The following is a 1329-nucleotide window of genomic DNA, read 5'->3' on the forward strand; positions in this document are numbered from 1 at the left end:
CACTACTTTTCCCTGAACAATCGGTATACGACACCATCTGCCCAAGATCATTATATTGAATTTTCTTTGAGCCGCCTTTGGCATCAACTACTTCAACCAATTGGTTGTCATTATTATATTTATACTGGGTGATATGCCCTAAAGGATTAATGTCTTTGCTGACATTGCCATCAGCATCATATTGTTTTTTCCAGATATTGCCTTCTGGGTCCTTAGTTTCAGTCAGATTACCATTTTCATCATAGGCAAACAGGATAATGCCACCATTTGGCTGTACAATTTTCACCAATTGACCTAGTTCATTATAAGCTTGTTCCGTTTCTAAGCCTGCAAAATCAATTTGACGCGTAATCCGTTTTTGACTATCTCGAGATATCCACTTTTCACGACCATCGGCTAAACGAGTACGATAGGTAAAGCCATCTAAATCAAAATAATAATAGGTCGGAACATCATAAGCGTCATAGACTGCCACTTGACGCAAACGTGGATGCCATTCTAAACGGGTTTTAAAACTGCCATCATCTGCCCACTCCTCAATCGCTTTGGCCTTGGGTGCAGTAGATTCATATCGAATATTTTGCCCACGTCCAGTACGATCTGTATAACGGGTCAATTGATGGGCATGGTTATACTCATAACTGCGTGTATGTCCATTTTGATCAATGGCTTTGATCAGATTGCCTTGTTGATCGTATTCATAACGTGCCAATGCTTCTGTTTGTTCATCGACAAATGCGGCAATCACTTTGGCTTGTTCATTAAAAGCAAATTTAACTAAATGTTTAGCGCGCTTCAATTGAAAATCAATCGCCTGTAAATAGGCAAATTGTTCAAACAATAAATAGGTCAGTACTACTTTTTCATCAGTCTGATCATTAAATTGTTGAACGAGGTGATAATGTTTTCCAGCATTAAAACTATGAAAATGGAAATTCCAGTCTGAACCAAAATTCAGCAATAAATCCCCATCGTCATGTGGTGCGACACTAAAGCCTTCAAAGGGTACCTGATATTTTTCATAGACGATCGAAGCAGGCAGTTGGTGTTTGCGTCCATTGCTGTCAATAAATAAATACCCATTTTGGTTTTGTATGATCACATTGGAAAATGGCATCATCCAACGTGCGCCGATCATACTGTGATCAAACTCATTCATTTGAGAGTTATATTGACGACTAAAGGCAAAACCAACTTTAGGCAAGTAAAAGTCTGAATGATTAACCCGCTCCGCACCAATCGCATAGCTAATACTTTTATCCGTTTTAGAACTTTGATCGTCAGCCAATGTTGCGCAAATCGGATCATTTAAGGCATCAGGTTGTAAGG

Annotated in this window: 1 protein-coding gene; it reads right to left on the reverse strand. The window is 39.1% G+C overall.

Features of this window, described 5'->3' with window-relative positions:
• Window positions 1–1329 (reverse strand): DUF6531 domain-containing protein (locus tag ACG9ZL_RS20955; RefSeq protein WP_419361822.1); only part of this gene is annotated, 1329 nt, incomplete at both ends.

Origin of the sequence: Acinetobacter legionensis (genome assembly GCF_048551735.1) — a bacterium.
In the GTDB taxonomy this organism is placed as follows: Bacteria; Pseudomonadota; Gammaproteobacteria; order Pseudomonadales; family Moraxellaceae; genus Acinetobacter.